Annotated in this window: 25 protein-coding genes; all 25 read left to right on the top strand. The window is 65.6% G+C overall.

Annotated features, from left to right (window positions below):
• The first annotated feature begins 1 nt into the window (after nucleotide 1).
• The 25 genes from rplD to rpsM all read left to right on the top strand — a co-directional run bounded on the left by rplD (nucleotide 2) and on the right by rpsM (nucleotide 13,095).
• Nucleotides 2–652: a 50S ribosomal protein L4 gene (rplD, locus tag OG599_RS13350; RefSeq protein WP_327176190.1), complete on the top strand. Its 651-nt coding sequence runs from the start codon at nucleotides 2–4 to the stop codon at nucleotides 650–652.
• Nucleotides 652–975: a 50S ribosomal protein L23 gene (rplW, locus tag OG599_RS13345; protein ID WP_327176189.1), complete on the top strand. Its 324-nt coding sequence runs from the start codon at nucleotides 652–654 to the stop codon at nucleotides 973–975. Before rplD ends, rplW begins: the two co-directional genes overlap by 1 nt.
• Nucleotides 976–1,025: 50 nt before the next feature.
• Entirely contained in the window at nucleotides 1,026–1,862 is an 837-nt protein-coding gene (gene rplB / locus OG599_RS13340; protein WP_266705242.1) for a 50S ribosomal protein L2, read from the top strand.
• Between the two features lie 12 nt (nucleotides 1,863–1,874).
• Nucleotides 1,875–2,156, top strand: coding sequence for a 30S ribosomal protein S19 (rpsS, locus tag OG599_RS13335; RefSeq protein WP_003966956.1), 282 nt, complete (start codon nucleotides 1,875–1,877; stop codon nucleotides 2,154–2,156).
• A 42-nt stretch (nucleotides 2,157–2,198) separates the two neighbouring features.
• Nucleotides 2,199–2,546 carry a 50S ribosomal protein L22 gene (gene rplV / locus OG599_RS13330; protein ID WP_004571827.1) on the top strand — a complete coding sequence of 116 codons (348 nt, stop codon included), beginning with the start codon at nucleotides 2,199–2,201 and terminating at the stop codon, nucleotides 2,544–2,546.
• Nucleotides 2,546–3,385 carry a 30S ribosomal protein S3 gene (gene rpsC, locus OG599_RS13325; RefSeq protein WP_327176188.1) on the top strand — a complete coding sequence of 280 codons (840 nt, stop codon included), beginning with the start codon at nucleotides 2,546–2,548 and terminating at the stop codon, nucleotides 3,383–3,385. The genes rplV and rpsC overlap by 1 nt, the downstream gene beginning before the upstream one ends.
• A gap of 5 nt (nucleotides 3,386–3,390) precedes the next feature.
• The gene (gene rplP, locus OG599_RS13320) at nucleotides 3,391–3,810 is read left to right on the top strand and encodes a 50S ribosomal protein L16 (RefSeq protein WP_014047785.1); all 420 of its coding nucleotides are present in this window, start codon (nucleotides 3,391–3,393) and stop codon (nucleotides 3,808–3,810) included.
• Nucleotides 3,810–4,034, top strand: coding sequence for a 50S ribosomal protein L29 (gene rpmC, locus OG599_RS13315; RefSeq protein ID WP_327176187.1), 225 nt, complete (start codon nucleotides 3,810–3,812; stop codon nucleotides 4,032–4,034). Before rplP ends, rpmC begins: the two co-directional genes overlap by 1 nt.
• Nucleotides 4,034–4,318, top strand: coding sequence for a 30S ribosomal protein S17 (gene rpsQ, locus OG599_RS13310; protein WP_275493827.1), 285 nt, complete (start codon nucleotides 4,034–4,036; stop codon nucleotides 4,316–4,318). The genes rpmC and rpsQ overlap by 1 nt, the downstream gene beginning before the upstream one ends.
• 106 nt (nucleotides 4,319–4,424) lie before the next feature.
• Complete coding sequence (gene rplN, locus OG599_RS13305; RefSeq protein ID WP_003966950.1) at nucleotides 4,425–4,793, top strand: 50S ribosomal protein L14; 369 nt, start codon at nucleotides 4,425–4,427, stop codon at nucleotides 4,791–4,793.
• 2 nt (nucleotides 4,794–4,795) lie between these two features.
• A complete protein-coding gene (gene rplX / locus OG599_RS13300; protein ID WP_003966949.1) occupies nucleotides 4,796–5,119 on the top strand; it encodes a 50S ribosomal protein L24 in 324 nt (107 codons plus the stop codon).
• Nucleotides 5,119–5,676, top strand: coding sequence for a 50S ribosomal protein L5 (gene rplE / locus OG599_RS13295; protein WP_006126888.1), 558 nt, complete (start codon nucleotides 5,119–5,121; stop codon nucleotides 5,674–5,676). The genes rplX and rplE overlap by 1 nt, the downstream gene beginning before the upstream one ends.
• Nucleotides 5,677–5,678: 2 nt before the next feature.
• Nucleotides 5,679–5,864, top strand: a complete 186-nt coding sequence (locus OG599_RS13290; protein ID WP_030368403.1) for a type Z 30S ribosomal protein S14 — start codon at nucleotides 5,679–5,681, stop codon at nucleotides 5,862–5,864.
• 224 nt (nucleotides 5,865–6,088) lie between these two features.
• Nucleotides 6,089–6,487 carry a 30S ribosomal protein S8 gene (gene rpsH / locus OG599_RS13285; RefSeq protein WP_327176186.1) on the top strand — a complete coding sequence of 133 codons (399 nt, stop codon included), beginning with the start codon at nucleotides 6,089–6,091 and terminating at the stop codon, nucleotides 6,485–6,487.
• 22 nt (nucleotides 6,488–6,509) lie between these two features.
• Nucleotides 6,510–7,049, top strand: a complete 540-nt coding sequence (gene rplF, locus OG599_RS13280; RefSeq protein ID WP_327176185.1) for a 50S ribosomal protein L6 — start codon at nucleotides 6,510–6,512, stop codon at nucleotides 7,047–7,049.
• A 2-nt stretch (nucleotides 7,050–7,051) separates the two neighbouring features.
• The gene (gene rplR, locus OG599_RS13275) at nucleotides 7,052–7,435 is read left to right on the top strand and encodes a 50S ribosomal protein L18 (RefSeq protein WP_266705209.1); all 384 of its coding nucleotides are present in this window, start codon (nucleotides 7,052–7,054) and stop codon (nucleotides 7,433–7,435) included.
• A gap of 47 nt (nucleotides 7,436–7,482) precedes the next feature.
• On the top strand, nucleotides 7,483–8,088 hold the full coding sequence (gene rpsE / locus OG599_RS13270; RefSeq protein ID WP_266705207.1) for a 30S ribosomal protein S5: 606 nt from the start codon (nucleotides 7,483–7,485) through the stop codon (nucleotides 8,086–8,088).
• Nucleotides 8,088–8,270 (top strand): 50S ribosomal protein L30, encoded by a 183-nt coding sequence (gene rpmD, locus OG599_RS13265; protein WP_219611742.1) that lies wholly within the window; start codon nucleotides 8,088–8,090, stop codon nucleotides 8,268–8,270. Before rpsE ends, rpmD begins: the two co-directional genes overlap by 1 nt.
• Nucleotide 8,271: 1 nt before the next feature.
• Entirely contained in the window at nucleotides 8,272–8,727 is a 456-nt protein-coding gene (gene rplO, locus OG599_RS13260) for a 50S ribosomal protein L15 (RefSeq protein WP_266705201.1), read from the top strand.
• Between the two features lie 224 nt (nucleotides 8,728–8,951).
• Nucleotides 8,952–10,271, top strand: a complete 1,320-nt coding sequence (gene secY / locus OG599_RS13255) for a preprotein translocase subunit SecY (RefSeq protein WP_327176184.1) — start codon at nucleotides 8,952–8,954, stop codon at nucleotides 10,269–10,271.
• Nucleotides 10,271–10,927 (top strand): adenylate kinase, encoded by a 657-nt coding sequence (locus OG599_RS13250; protein ID WP_327176183.1) that lies wholly within the window; start codon nucleotides 10,271–10,273, stop codon nucleotides 10,925–10,927. The genes secY and OG599_RS13250 overlap by 1 nt, the downstream gene beginning before the upstream one ends.
• Before the next feature lie 161 nt (nucleotides 10,928–11,088).
• Nucleotides 11,089–11,925 carry a type I methionyl aminopeptidase gene (gene map, locus OG599_RS13245; RefSeq protein WP_327176182.1) on the top strand — a complete coding sequence of 279 codons (837 nt, stop codon included), beginning with the start codon at nucleotides 11,089–11,091 and terminating at the stop codon, nucleotides 11,923–11,925.
• Between the two features lie 198 nt (nucleotides 11,926–12,123).
• Nucleotides 12,124–12,345 (top strand): translation initiation factor IF-1, encoded by a 222-nt coding sequence (infA, locus tag OG599_RS13240; RefSeq protein WP_014047798.1) that lies wholly within the window; start codon nucleotides 12,124–12,126, stop codon nucleotides 12,343–12,345.
• 60 nt (nucleotides 12,346–12,405) lie between these two features.
• Nucleotides 12,406–12,519, top strand: coding sequence for a 50S ribosomal protein L36 (gene rpmJ, locus OG599_RS13235; protein WP_003956441.1), 114 nt, complete (start codon nucleotides 12,406–12,408; stop codon nucleotides 12,517–12,519).
• Nucleotides 12,520–12,714: 195 nt separating this feature from the next.
• Nucleotides 12,715–13,095 carry a 30S ribosomal protein S13 gene (gene rpsM / locus OG599_RS13230; RefSeq protein ID WP_266705192.1) on the top strand — a complete coding sequence of 127 codons (381 nt, stop codon included), beginning with the start codon at nucleotides 12,715–12,717 and terminating at the stop codon, nucleotides 13,093–13,095.
• The last annotated feature ends 101 nt before the right edge of the window (nucleotides 13,096–13,196 follow it).

Raw genomic sequence — 13,196 nt, 5'->3', positions numbered from 1 at the left:
AATGAGCACCATTGACATCCTTTCGCCGGCAGGCGACAAGGCCGGTACCGTCGAGCTCCCCGCGGAGATCTTCGACGCGAAGACCAGCGTTCCGCTGATCCACCAGGTCGTTGTCGCTCAGCTGGCAGCTGCCCGTCAGGGCACGCACAAGACCAAGCGTCGCGGCGAAGTCCGTGGTGGTGGCCGCAAGCCGTACCGCCAGAAGGGCACCGGCCGCGCCCGCCAGGGTTCGACCCGCGCGCCGCAGTTCGCCGGCGGTGGCGTCGTCCACGGCCCGCAGCCGCGTGACTACTCGCAGCGCACCCCGAAGAAGATGAAGGCCGCCGCCCTCCGCGGTGCCCTCTCGGACCGGGCGCGTCACTCCCGCATCCACGTCATCACCGGCGTGGTCGAGGGTGGAGTCTCCACCAAGGCCGCCAAGACGCTGTTCGGCAAGATCTCGGAGCGCCCCAACCTGCTCCTGGTCGTCGACCGCGCCGACGAGGCCGCGTGGCTCTCCGCGCGCAACCTGCCCCAGGTGCACATCCTGGACCCGGGCCAGCTCAACACGTACGACGTGATCGTCTCTGACGACGTGGTCTTCACCCAGGCCGCTTTCGAGTCCTTCGTGTCTGGCCCCCAGACCGCTGAGACCGAAGGGAGCGACGCCTGATGAGCGAGGCGACCGTTACCAGCAAGACGTACTCGGACCCGCGCGACATCCTCGTGAAGCCGGTCGTGTCCGAGAAGAGCTACGCGCTCCTCGACGAGAACAAGTACACGTTCATCGTCGCGCCGGGCTCCAACAAGACCCAGATCAAGCAGGCCGTCGAAGCGGTCTTCTCGGTCAAGGTCACCGGGGTCAACACGATCAACCGTCAGGGTAAGCGCAAGCGCACCAAGACCGGTTTCGGCAAGCGCGCCAACACCAAGCGCGCCATCGTGACCCTCGCCGAGGGCGACCGTATCGACATCTTCGGCGGCCCGACCTCCTGACGGAGGTAGGGACGTCCAGGATCCGGAATATTTCCGAGGACTGAGAAAACATGGGTATCCGCAAGTACAAGCCGACGACGCCGGGCCGTCGTGGCTCCAGCGTCGCCGACTTTGTCGAGATCACGCGGTCCACGCCGGAGAAGTCGCTGGTCCGCCCCCTGCACAGCAAGGGCGGCCGTAACAACGCCGGTCGTGTGACCGTTCGCCACCAGGGTGGTGGCCACAAGCGCGCCTACCGCGTGATCGACTTCCGTCGTCACGACAAGGACGGCGTGCCGGCCAAGGTCGCGCACATCGAGTACGACCCCAACCGCACCGCGCGCATCGCGCTCCTGCACTACGCGGACGGCGAGAAGCGTTACATCGTCGCCCCGAAGGGCCTGAAGCAGGGCGACCGTGTCGAGAACGGCCCGTCCGCCGACATCAAGCCCGGCAACAACCTGGCGCTGCGCAACATCCCGGTCGGTACGACCATCCACGCCATCGAGCTGCGGCCCGGCGGCGGCGCGAAGTTCGCCCGTTCCGCGGGTGCCTCCGTGCAGCTGCTGGCGAAGGAGGGCACGATGGCCCACCTTCGTATGCCCTCCGGTGAGATCCGGCTGGTCGACGCCCGCTGCCGCGCCACCATCGGCGAGGTCGGCAACGCCGAGCAGTCGAACATCAACTGGGGCAAGGCCGGCCGCATGCGCTGGAAGGGCGTTCGCCCGACCGTCCGCGGTGTCGCGATGAACCCGGTTGACCACCCGCACGGTGGTGGTGAAGGCAAGACCTCCGGTGGACGTCACCCGGTCTCGCCGTGGGGTCAGAAGGAGGGTCGTACTCGCTCGCCGAAGAAGGCATCGAGCAAGTACATCGTCCGCCGCCGCAAGACGAACAAGAAGCGCTAGGAGCGGGTTTAGATGCCGCGCAGTCTCAAGAAGGGGCCCTTCGTCGACGGACACCTCATCAAGAAGGTGGACGTACAGAACGAGGCAGGCACCAAGAACGTCATCAAGACCTGGTCCCGTCGCTCGATGATCGTCCCGGCCATGCTGGGGCACACCATCGCGGTGCACAACGGCAAGATCCACGTCCCGGTGTTCGTCACCGAGTCGATGGTCGGCCACAAGCTCGGCGAGTTCTCGCCGACTCGCACCTTCCGCGGCCACGTCAAGGACGACCGGAAGTCGAAGCGCCGCTAGCGCGGGGTGGAAACGACTATGACTCACACCGAAGGGACAACCATGGAAGCCAGGGCCCAGGCGCGGTACATCCGCGTCACGCCCATGAAGGCCCGCCGCGTGGTGGACCTCATCCGTGGCATGGATGCCACGGAGGCTCAGGCGGTCCTGCGTTTCGCCCCGCAGGCCGCGAGCGTGCCGGTTGGCAAGGTGCTTGACAGCGCCATCGCCAACGCTGCACACAACTACGACCACACCGACGCCTCTTCGCTGGTCATCAGCGAGGCGTACGTGGACGAGGGCCCGACCCTGAAGCGGTTCCGTCCGCGTGCTCAGGGCCGTGCCTACCGGATCCGTAAGCGGACCAGCCACATCACCGTGGTCGTCAGCAGCAAGGAAGGAACCCGGTAATGGGCCAGAAGGTAAACCCGCACGGGTTCCGACTCGGCATTACCACGGACTTCAAGTCCCGTTGGTACGCCGACAAGCTGTACAAGGACTACGTCAAGGAAGACGTCGCCATTCGTCGCATGATGACGAAGGGCATGGAGCGCGCCGGCATCTCGAAGGTTGAGATCGAGCGCACCCGCGACCGCGTCCGCGTCGACATCCACACCGCTCGTCCGGGCATCGTCATCGGCCGCCGCGGCGCCGAGGCCGACCGCATCCGCGGCGAGCTGGAGAAGCTGACCGGCAAGCAGGTCCAGCTGAACATCCTCGAGGTCAAGAACCCCGAGGTTGACGCTCAGCTGGTGGCCCAGGCCGTCGCCGAGCAGCTCTCCTCCCGCGTCTCCTTCCGTCGCGCCATGCGTAAGAGCATGCAGAGCTCGATGAAGGCCGGCGCCAAGGGCATCAAGATCCAGTGCGGTGGCCGCCTCGGCGGCGCCGAGATGTCCCGCTCGGAGTTCTACCGCGAGGGCCGCGTGCCCCTGCACACGCTCCGCGCGAACGTCGACTACGGCTTCTTCGAGGCCAAGACGACCTTCGGCCGCATCGGCGTGAAGGTCTGGATCTACAAGGGCGACGTCAAGAACATCGCCGAGGTCCGCGCCGAGAACGCTGCTGCCCGCGCCGGCAACCGCCCGGCCCGTGGCGGCGCTGACCGCCCGGCCGGCCGTGGTGGCCGCGGTGGCGAGCGTGGCGGTCGTGGACGCAAGCCGCAGCAGACCGGCTCGGCAGCGGAGGCCCCCAAGGCCGACGCTCCCGCCGCCGCTGCTCCGGCTGCTGAGAGCACCGGAACGGAGGCCTGACCGAAATGCTGATCCCCCGTAGGGTCAAGCACCGCAAGCAGCACCACCCGAAGCGCAGCGGCATGTCCAAGGGTGGCACGCAGGTTGCGTTCGGCGAGTACGGCATCCAGGCGCTGACCCCGGCGTACGTGACGAACCGCCAGATCGAGGCAGCTCGTATCGCGATGACCCGCCACATCAAGCGTGGCGGCAAGGTCTGGATCAACATCTACCCGGACCGTCCCCTGACGAAGAAGCCTGCCGAGACCCGCATGGGTTCCGGTAAGGGTTCTCCCGAGTGGTGGATCGCGAACGTCAAGCCCGGACGGGTGATGTTCGAGCTGTCCTACCCGAACGAGAAGATTGCTCGTGAGGCGCTTACCCGCGCTGCTCACAAGCTTCCGATGAAGTGCCGGATTGTTCGGCGCGAGGCAGGTGAGTCGTGATGTCGGTCGGTACCAAGGCGTCCGAGCTGCGCGAACTGGGCAACGAGGAGCTCCTCAACAAGCTTCGCGAGGCCAAGGAAGAGCTGTTCAACCTCCGCTTCCAGGCGGCAACTGGTCAGCTCGAGAACCACGGTCGGCTCAAGTCCGTCCGTAAGGACATCGCGCGGATCTACACCCTGATGCGTGAGCGCGAGCTGGGCATCGAAACGGTGGAGAGCGCCTGATGAGCGAGAAGACTGTGACTGAGACGAACACCGACCGCGGTTTCCGCAAGACCCGTGAGGGTCTGGTCGTCAGCGACAAGATGGACAAGACCGTCGTCGTCGCTGTCGAGGACCGCGTGAAGCACGCTCTGTACGGCAAGGTCATCCGCCGTACGAACAAGCTCAAGGCTCACGACGAGCAGAACACTGCCGGCGTCGGCGACCGCGTCATCATCATGGAGACGCGTCCGCTGTCCGCCTCGAAGCGGTGGCGCATCGTCGAGATCCTCGAGAAGGCCAAGTAATTCCTGAGGGGGATTCCCCTCAGGCAGGTTCCGCCAGGCTCGGTGGGGTCCGTTCCGGAGACGGAGCGGCCCCCGCCGGGAACCGGCAGACGATCAGGAGATAGACGTGATCCAGCAGGAGTCGCGACTTCGCGTCGCCGACAACACGGGTGCGAAGGAAATCCTCACCATCCGTGTTCTCGGTGGTTCGGGTCGCCGCTACGCGGGCATCGGTGACGTCATCGTCGCCACCGTCAAGGACGCGATCCCCGGTGGCAACGTGAAGAAGGGTGACGTCGTCAAGGCCGTCATCGTTCGCACCGTCAAGGAGCGTCGTCGTCAGGATGGCTCGTACATCCGCTTCGACGAGAACGCCGCCGTCATTCTGAAGAACGACGGCGACCCCCGCGGCACCCGCATCTTCGGCCCGGTGGGCCGGGAGCTGCGCGAGAAGAAGTTCATGAAGATCATCTCGCTCGCGCCGGAGGTGCTGTAAGCATGAAGATCAAGAAGGGCGACCTGGTTCAGGTCATCACCGGTAAGGACAAGGGCAAGCAGGGCAAGGTCATCGTGGCCTACCCCGCTCAGGACCGCGTCCTCGTCGAGGGTGTCAACCGGGTCAAGAAGCACACCAAGGCCGGTCAGACGGCTCGCGGTTCGCAGACCGGCGGCATCGTCACCACCGAGGCCCCGATTCACGTCAGCAACGTTCAGCTGGTTGTGGAGAAGGACGGCAACAAGGTCGTCACCCGCGTCGGCTACCGCTTCGACGACGAGGGCAACAAGATCCGCGTTGCCAAGCGGACTGGTGAGGACATCTGATGACTGCCACCACTGCGCCGCGTCTCAAGACGCGCTACCGCGAGGAAATCGCCGGCAAGCTGCGTGAGGAGTTCTCGTACGAGAACGTCATGCAGGTTCCCGGCCTGGTCAAGATCGTGGTCAACATGGGTGTGGGCGACGCCGCCCGCGACTCCAAGCTGATCGACGGCGCCGTGCGCGACCTCACCACGATCACCGGCCAGAAGCCTGCCGTTACCAAGGCCCGCAAGTCCATCGCGCAGTTCAAGCTGCGCGAGGGCCAGCCGATCGGCTGCCACGTCACCCTCCGCGGTGACCGGATGTGGGAGTTCCTGGACCGTACGCTGTCGCTCGCGCTGCCGCGTATCCGTGACTTCCGTGGCCTGTCGCCGAAGCAGTTCGACGGCCGTGGTAACTACACCTTCGGTCTCACGGAGCAGGTCATGTTCCACGAGATCGACCAGGACAAGATCGACCGGGTCCGGGGCATGGACATCACCGTGGTCACCACGGCGACCAACGACGACGAGGGTCGTGCCCTCCTTCGTCACCTCGGCTTCCCGTTCAAGGAGAACTGACCGTGGCGAAGAAGTCCCTGATCGCTAAGGCTGCCCGCAAGCCGAAGTTCGGCGTTCGCGCGTACACGCGTTGCCAGCGCTGCGGCCGCCCGCACTCCGTCTACCGCAAGTTCGGCCTGTGCCGCGTGTGCCTTCGTGAGATGGCTCACCGTGGCGAGCTGCCGGGCGTGACCAAGAGCTCCTGGTAACTTCCCCTCGCCCTCTGGGCGTTGGGAACACCTTGAGACTCTCGGTAAGCATCTGGTCGGCAGGAGCCCCTCCTTTCATGCCGTAGGCTTGAAGGGTTGGGCGCCTGCCGCCCAAGACCGACTTACTACGCCGTAGGTCCCCGCACCGCACCCGTCCCGCCACTGAGTGGGGAGAGGGATGGCGCATACAGGAAACCCCGGCGAGAGAGGCCGAAGGCCAACTCATGACCATGACTGATCCGATCGCAGACATGCTCACGCGTCTGCGTAACGCGAACTCGGCGTACCACGACTCCGTCGTGATGCCGCACAGCAAGATCAAGTCGCACATCGCGGAGATCCTCCAGCAGGAGGGCTTCATCACCGGCTGGAAGGTCGAGGACGCCGAGGTTGGCAAGAGCCTCGTTCTCGACCTGAAGTTCGGTCCGAACCGCGAGCGCTCGATCGCCGGCATCAAGCGAATCTCGAAGCCGGGTCTGCGTGTATACGCAAAGTCCACCAACCTGCCGAAGGTCCTCGGCGGCCTGGGCGTGGCGATCATCTCCACGTCCCACGGTCTCCTGACCGGCCAGCAGGCCAGCAAGAAGGGCGTAGGTGGGGAAGTCCTCGCCTACGTCTGGTAGTCGGGAATCGGAGGAATAGCTCATGTCGCGAATCGGCAAGCTCCCCATCCAGGTTCCCGCCGGTGTGGACGTCACCATCGATGGCCGCACGGTCGCGGTGAAGGGCCCCAAGGGTTCCCTCACGCACACCGTTGCCGCGCCGATCGAGGTCACCAAGGGTGAGGACGGCGTTCTGAACGTCGTCCGCCCGAACGACGAGCGTCAGAACAAGGCCCTTCACGGCCTGTCCCGCACGCTGGTGGCGAACATGATCACCGGCGTGACCCAGGGATACAGCAAGGCGCTCGAAATCAGCGGTGTCGGTTACCGCGTCCAGGCGAAGGGCTCCAACCTGGAGTTCGCCCTGGGCTACAGCCACCCGATCCTCATCGAGGCTCCGGAAGGCATCACCTTCAAGGTCGAGTCGCCCACGAAGCTCAGCGTCGAGGGCATCGACAAGCAGAAGGTCGGCGAGGTAGCCGCCAACATCCGCAAGCTGCGGAAGCCCGACCCGTACAAGGCCAAGGGCGTCAAGTACGCGGGCGAGGTCATCCGCCGCAAGGTCGGAAAGGCTGGTAAGTAGCCATGGCATACGGCGTGAAGATCGCCAAGGGCGACGCGTACAAGCGCGCTGCCCGCAAGCGGCGCCACATCCGCGTCCGCAAGCACGTCTCCGGTTCGCCGGAGCGTCCCCGCCTCGTCGTGACGCGTTCCAACCGTCACATCGTGGCCCAGGTCATCGACGACATCGCGGGCCACACGCTCGCGTCGGCGTCGACCCTGGACGTCTCCATCCGTGGTGGCGAGGGTGACAAGAGCGCTCAGGCCCAGCAGGTCGGCGCCCTGGTCGCCGAGCGTGCCAAGGCTGCAGGCGTCGAGGCCGTCGTGTTTGACCGCGGTGGTAACCAGTACGCCGGGCGGATTGCCGCTCTGGCTGACGCCGCCCGTGAAGCCGGGCTGAAGTTCTAAGCCCCGGTTCCTACGCACAGCGGACGTAACAGAGAGAGGTAATTCCAATGGCTGGACCCCAGCGCCGCGGAAGCGGTGCCGGTGGCGGCGAGCGGCGGGACCGGAAGGGCCGTGACGGTGGCCCCAGCGCCGCCGAGAAGACCGCGTACGTTGAGCGCGTTGTCGCGATCAACCGCGTCGCCAAGGTTGTGAAGGGTGGTCGTCGCTTCAGCTTCACCGCGCTGGTCGTGGTGGGCGATGGTGACGGCACCGTCGGTGTCGGTTACGGCAAGGCCAAGGAAGTTCCCGCGGCCATCGCCAAGGGTGTCGAGGAAGCGAAGAAGTCCTTCTTCAAGGTTCCTCGCATCCAGGGCACGATTCCTCACCCGATCACGGGCGAGAAGGCTGCGGGCGTCGTCCTGCTCAAGCCTGCTTCCCCGGGTACCGGCGTTATCGCCGGTGGTCCGGTGCGTGCCGTGCTCGAGTGCGCCGGCGTCCACGACATCCTGTCGAAGTCGCTCGGTTCTTCCAACGCGATCAACATCGTGCACGCGACCGTGGCGGCCCTTCAGGGCCTGCAGCGTCCCGAGGAGATCGCGGCCCGCCGCGGTCTGCCCCTCGAGGACGTCGCTCCCGCGGCTCTGCTCCGTGCGCGTGCCGGGGCTGGTGCGTAATGGCCAGCCTCAAGATCACGCAGACGAAGTCGTACATCGGCAGCAAGCAGAACCACCGCGACACCCTGCGTTCGCTCGGGCTCAAGCGCCTGCACGACGTGGTTGTCAAGGAGGACCGCCCCGAGTTCCGCGGAATGGTTCACACCGTCCGCCACCTCGTGACGGTTGAGGAGGTTGACTGACATGGCGGAGAACAGCCCGCTGAAGGCCCACAACCTCCGGCCTGCCCCGGGCGCCAAGACCGCCAAGACCCGTGTGGGTCGTGGTGAGGCGTCCAAGGGTAAGACCGCAGGTCGTGGTACCAAGGGAACGAAGGCTCGTTACCAGGTTCCGCAGCGCTTCGAGGGTGGCCAGATGCCCCTCCACATGCGTCTGCCGAAGCTCAAGGGCTTCAAGAACCCGTTCCGCACGGAGTACCAGGTCGTGAACCTGGACAAGCTCGCGACGCTCTACCCCGAGGGCGGAGAGGTCACGGTGGCCGACCTGGTCGCCAAGGGTGCCGTGCGCAACAACCACCTCGTCAAGGTCCTCGGACAGGGCGAGATCTCCGTGGCGCTGCAGGTTTCGGTTGACGCCGTCTCCGGCTCCGCCAAGGAGAAGATTGCCGCCGCCGGCGGCACCGTCACCGAGCTCGTCTGAGACAACTCGGACAACTCGATGTACTGAACACCCGACCGGGGATGCCTCTTCAAGAGGCATCCCCGTTCGGTCGTTCCTAGGGGGGCATGGTCGCCGGTAAGGTGGCGTGCGTTGTTGTGTGCTAACCCCTCGGGCACTCGCCCTGGGACACTTTGACTTCTTGTATCCGTAGATCCCTCAAGACCGTCACCTCTACGCATAGCGCGGGGGTCGCAGGAGGCACCGTGCTCACCGCGTTCGCCCGGGCGTTCAAGACGCCCGACCTGCGCAAGAAGCTGCTCTTCACGCTCGGCATCATCGTTCTCTATCGGCTCGGGGCACACATTCCCGTACCGGGAGTGAGTTACGAGAACGTCCAGACCTGTATCGACCAGGCCAGCAAGGGCAACAACAGCCTCTTCGGTCTGGTCAACATGTTCAGCGGTGGTGCACTGCTGCAGATCACGATCTTCGCGCTCGGCATCATGCCGTACATCACGGCCAGCATCATTCTTCAGCTGCTGACCGTGGTCATTCCCCGACTGGAGGCCCTCAAGAAGGAGGGACAGTCCGGGCAGACCAAGATCACTCAGTACACGCGTTACCTCACGGTCGCGCTGGCCATCCTCCAGGGCACCGGCCTGGTGGCCACCGCCCGCAGCGGCGCTCTCTTCAGCAGCTGCTCGGTGGGCGACCAGATCGTCCCCAACCAGTCGATCTTCACCACGATCGTCATGGTCGTCACGATGACCGCCGGTACCGCCTGCGTCATGTGGCTCGGTGAGCTCATCACCGACCGCGGCATCGGCAACGGCATGTCGATCCTGATGTTCATCTCGATCGCCGCCAGCTTCCCGAGCGCCCTGTGGGCCATCAAGGAGAGCGGCAAGCTCGCCGACGGCTGGATTGAGTTCGGCACCGTCATCCTCATCGGCATGGTGATGGTCGGCCTCGTCGTCTTCGTCGAGCAGGCCCAGCGCCGCATCCCGGTGCAGTACGCGAAGCGCATGATCGGGCGCCGTTCCTACGGCGGTACGTCCACGTACATCCCGCTCAAGGTGAACCAGGCGGGCGTCATCCCCGTCATCTTCGCCTCGTCGCTGCTCTACATCCCGGCCCTGATCGTCCAGTTCTCCAACTCCAACGCGGGCTGGGCGAACTGGATCAAGGACCACTTCGTCAAGGGCGACCACCCGTACTACATCGCGTCCTACTTCCTCCTGATCGTCTTCTTCGCGTTCTTCTACGTGGCGATCTCGTTCAACCCCGAAGAAGTAGCCGACAACATGAAGAAGTATGGTGGGTTCATCCCGGGTATCCGGGCAGGTCGACCTACAGCCGAGTACCTGAGCTACGTGCTCAACAGGATCACTTGGCCGGGCTCGCTGTACCTGGGCCTGATCGCTCTGGTGCCGACGATGGCGTTGGCAGGCTTCGGCGGTGCGAACCAGAACTTCCCGTTCGGCGGGACGAGCATCCTCATCATCGTGGGTGTGGGTCTGGAAACCGTGAAGCAGATCGAGAGTCAGCTCCAGCAGCGCAATTACGAAGGGTTCCTCCGCTGATGCGAATCGTCCTCGTCGGGCCTCCTGGTGCCGGCAAGGGAACGCAGGCCGCGTACCTTGCCAAGAACCTGTCGATTCCGCACATCTCCACGGGCGACCTCTTCCGCGCCAACATCAGCCAGGGCACCGACCTTGGCAAGCAGGCCCGGTCCTACATGGACAAGGGCCGGCTGGTGCCGGACGAGGTGACCATCGCGATGGCCAAGGACCGCATGTCCCAGCCGGACGCGGTGGGCGGCTTCCTCCTCGATGGCTTCCCGCGCAACGTCGGCCAGGCCGAGGCGCTGGACGAGATGCTCAAGAGCGAGGGCCTGTCCCTCGACGCGGTACTCGACCTGGAGGTCCCCGAGGACGAGGTCGTGAAGCGGATCGCGGGTCGCCGCATCTGCCGCAACGACAGCTCGCACGTCTTCCACGTCGTGTACAACCAGCCGAAGACCGAGGGCGTCTGCGACGCCTGCGGCGGCGAGCTGTACCAGCGGGACGACGACACCGAGGAGACGGTCCGCACGCGTCTCGAGGTCTACCACTCGCAGACCGAGCCGATCATCGACTACTACCGCGAGCAGGGACTGGTCGTGACCGTCCCCGCGCTCGGCAAGGTCGCCGAGGTGACCGAGCGGGCCATGGCGGCGCTCAAGTCCGACGAGGGCTGAGCACCACCCACGCAGTAACTTCCACAGCCGGCCGCGGTGCCCCAGGGCGCCGCGGCCGGCTGTTTGTCGCCGTATCGTGGATGACGGTTCGGGCCCCGGCCCCCCGGGTCCCCGCGCGACGGCCCCGTCCCCCAGACGCAGACGCAGAGAGGCGCCCAGCAATGGTGCAGATCAAGACCCCGGAGCAGATCGCCAAGATGCGTGAGGCGGGCCTCGTGGTCGCCGCCATTCACGCCGCCACCCGCGAGGCCGCCGTGCCGGGCGCCTCCACCCACGACCTGGACCAGGTCGCGCGCAAGGTGATCGCCGACCACGGGGCGAAGTCGAACTTCCTCGGGTACGGCGGCTTCCCCGCGACCATCTGCACCTCGGTGAACGACGTCGTCGTCCACGGCATCCCGGACGAGAAGACCGTCCTCAAGGACGGCGACATCATCTCCATCGACTGCGGCGCGATCGTGGACGGCTGGCACGGCGACGCCGCGTACACGGCCTTCGTGGGCACCGGACACGCTCCGGAGCTGATCGAGCTCTCCCGGGTCACCGAGGAGTCGATGTGGGCCGGTATCGCCGCGATGAAGGTGAACAACCGGCTCGTCGACATCTCCAAGGCCATCGAGGGCTACATCCGCCGCCAGCCCCGCCCGGCCACCGGCAAGTACGGGATCATCGAGGACTACGGCGGCCACGGCATCGGCACCGAGATGCACATGGACCCGCACCTGCTGAACTACGTCTCCCGCAAGCGCGGCAAGGGCATCAAGCTGGTCCCCGGCGTCTGCCTGGCGATCGAGCCGATGGTCTCGCTCGGCACCGCGCAGACGAAGGTGCTCAGCGACGACTGGACCGTGCTGACCACCGACGGCAGCTGGTCCTCCCACTGGGAGCACTCCATCGCGCTGACCGAGCAGGGCCCGCTGGTGCTGACCGCCCCGGACGGCGGCCGGGAGAAGCTCGCCCAGTACGGCGTCGAGGCCGCCCCGGACCCGCTGGCCTGAGCGCGGTCTCCGGCGCCGGCCGATCCCGCCGCCCGTTCGGGCATAAGGATCACGGCCAGTGGGCAAACTTGACGGATTCGTCTTTTGGGGTCGGCTGACGTAGACTGACTCGTCGGCTCTCGTGCATCCGTGTGTCCACTTGGTGGTAGCAGGGACGGAGCGGGAGTCGATCAAGGTAGCCGATTCGAAAGGCGAAGCGTGGCCAAGAAGCAAGGTGCCATCGAAATCGAGGGCACCGTGATCGAGTCCCTCCCGAACGCAATGTTCCGGGTGGAGCTCCAGAACGGTCACAAGGTCCTCGCGCACATCAGCGGCAAGATGCGGATGCACTACATCCGTATCCTCCCCGATGACCGGGTCGTGGTGGAGCTCTCTCCGTACGACCTGACGCGTGGCCGGATCGTCTACCGGTACAAGTAGATCTTGCCCCCGCCCCGCTTCGGCGTGGCGATGGCACTGACCCGGAGAACCTGACATCCCATGAAGGTCAAGCCGAGCGTCAAGAAGATCTGCGACAAGTGCAAGGTGATCCGCCGTCACGGTCGGGTCATGGTCATCTGCGACAACCTGCGCCACAAGCAGCGCCAGGGCTGACGCACGACCCCCCTGCATCTCGCAGTTCTTCGCGCGACGCACGTAATTCGTACATACGCAGTGCCCGTCCAAGCCACGGCTGACGACACCTCCGGCGGGGGCCGGGGACCCGGGCGTACCACCGTCTCTTTCGGGCGGTCGGCGGTCGGGAGCGGCACTGTGGAAGACCCCCGATATGACAACTGGAGCCATTGAATGGCACGCGTTTCAGGTGTTGACATCCCGCGCGAAAAGCGCGTGGAGGTTGCCCTCACCTACGTCTTCGGCATCGGGCGCACCCGGTCCAAGGAGATCCTCGCCGCGACCGGCGTGAACCCGAACACCCGCGTTCGTGACCTGGCCGAAGAGGACCTCGTCAAGATCCGCGAGTTCGTCGACGCCAACCTGCGCACCGAGGGTGACCTCCGCCGCGAGATCCAGGGCGACATCCGCCGCAAGATCGAGATCGGCTGCTACCAGGGCATTCGCCACCGTCGTGGCCTGCCGGTGCACGGTCAGCGCACCAGCACGAACGCGCGTACCCGCAAGGGCCCGCGTCGCGCCATCGCCGGTAAGAAGAAGCCGGGCAAGAAGTAGTCCTCAGCGGACGCACTGCGCGGTCCGGACATCCGGCCGAGCAGCAACCAGCGGTCTTCGCTGTAGGACCGATCACCTCCCCTCTCCATCTGGAGTAAGAC

It is taken from the genome of Streptomyces sp. NBC_01335 (assembly GCF_035953295.1).
GTDB lineage: Bacteria > Actinomycetota > Actinomycetes > Streptomycetales > Streptomycetaceae > Streptomyces.
Note: the sequence above shows the minus strand (reverse complement) of the source record. Positions and strands in the feature narration are given on the sequence as shown.

Bases quoted from the DNA above. Each gene is read 5' to 3' on its own strand.
- rpsE (WP_266705207.1), top strand. From the start codon at position 7,483: ATGGCTGGACCCCAGCGCCGCGGAAGCGGTGCCGGTGGCGGCGAGCGG.
- rplW (WP_327176189.1), top strand. From the start codon at position 652: ATGAGCGAGGCGACCGTTACCAGCAAGACGTACTCGGACCCGCGCGAC.
- rplD (WP_327176190.1), top strand. From the start codon at position 2: ATGAGCACCATTGACATCCTTTCGCCGGCAGGCGACAAGGCCGGTACC.
- rpmC (WP_327176187.1), top strand. From the start codon at position 3,810: ATGTCGGTCGGTACCAAGGCGTCCGAGCTGCGCGAACTGGGCAACGAG.
- rplV (WP_004571827.1), top strand. From the start codon at position 2,199: ATGGAAGCCAGGGCCCAGGCGCGGTACATCCGCGTCACGCCCATGAAG.
- map (WP_327176182.1), top strand. From the start codon at position 11,089: ATGGTGCAGATCAAGACCCCGGAGCAGATCGCCAAGATGCGTGAGGCG.
- rplX (WP_003966949.1), top strand. From the start codon at position 4,796: ATGAAGATCAAGAAGGGCGACCTGGTTCAGGTCATCACCGGTAAGGAC.
- rplB (WP_266705242.1), top strand. From the start codon at position 1,026: ATGGGTATCCGCAAGTACAAGCCGACGACGCCGGGCCGTCGTGGCTCC.
- rpmD (WP_219611742.1), top strand. From the start codon at position 8,088: ATGGCCAGCCTCAAGATCACGCAGACGAAGTCGTACATCGGCAGCAAG.
- rpsS (WP_003966956.1), top strand. From the start codon at position 1,875: ATGCCGCGCAGTCTCAAGAAGGGGCCCTTCGTCGACGGACACCTCATC.
- rplE (WP_006126888.1), top strand. From the start codon at position 5,119: ATGACTGCCACCACTGCGCCGCGTCTCAAGACGCGCTACCGCGAGGAA.
- rpmJ (WP_003956441.1), top strand. From the start codon at position 12,406: ATGAAGGTCAAGCCGAGCGTCAAGAAGATCTGCGACAAGTGCAAGGTG.
- rpsQ (WP_275493827.1), top strand. From the start codon at position 4,034: ATGAGCGAGAAGACTGTGACTGAGACGAACACCGACCGCGGTTTCCGC.
- rpsM (WP_266705192.1), top strand. From the start codon at position 12,715: ATGGCACGCGTTTCAGGTGTTGACATCCCGCGCGAAAAGCGCGTGGAG.
- rplP (WP_014047785.1), top strand. From the start codon at position 3,391: ATGCTGATCCCCCGTAGGGTCAAGCACCGCAAGCAGCACCACCCGAAG.
- rpsH (WP_327176186.1), top strand. From the start codon at position 6,089: ATGACCATGACTGATCCGATCGCAGACATGCTCACGCGTCTGCGTAAC.
- rplF (WP_327176185.1), top strand. From the start codon at position 6,510: ATGTCGCGAATCGGCAAGCTCCCCATCCAGGTTCCCGCCGGTGTGGAC.
- rplR (WP_266705209.1), top strand. From the start codon at position 7,052: ATGGCATACGGCGTGAAGATCGCCAAGGGCGACGCGTACAAGCGCGCT.
- rpsC (WP_327176188.1), top strand. From the start codon at position 2,546: ATGGGCCAGAAGGTAAACCCGCACGGGTTCCGACTCGGCATTACCACG.
- OG599_RS13250 (WP_327176183.1), top strand. From the start codon at position 10,271: ATGCGAATCGTCCTCGTCGGGCCTCCTGGTGCCGGCAAGGGAACGCAG.
- rplO (WP_266705201.1), top strand. From the start codon at position 8,272: ATGGCGGAGAACAGCCCGCTGAAGGCCCACAACCTCCGGCCTGCCCCG.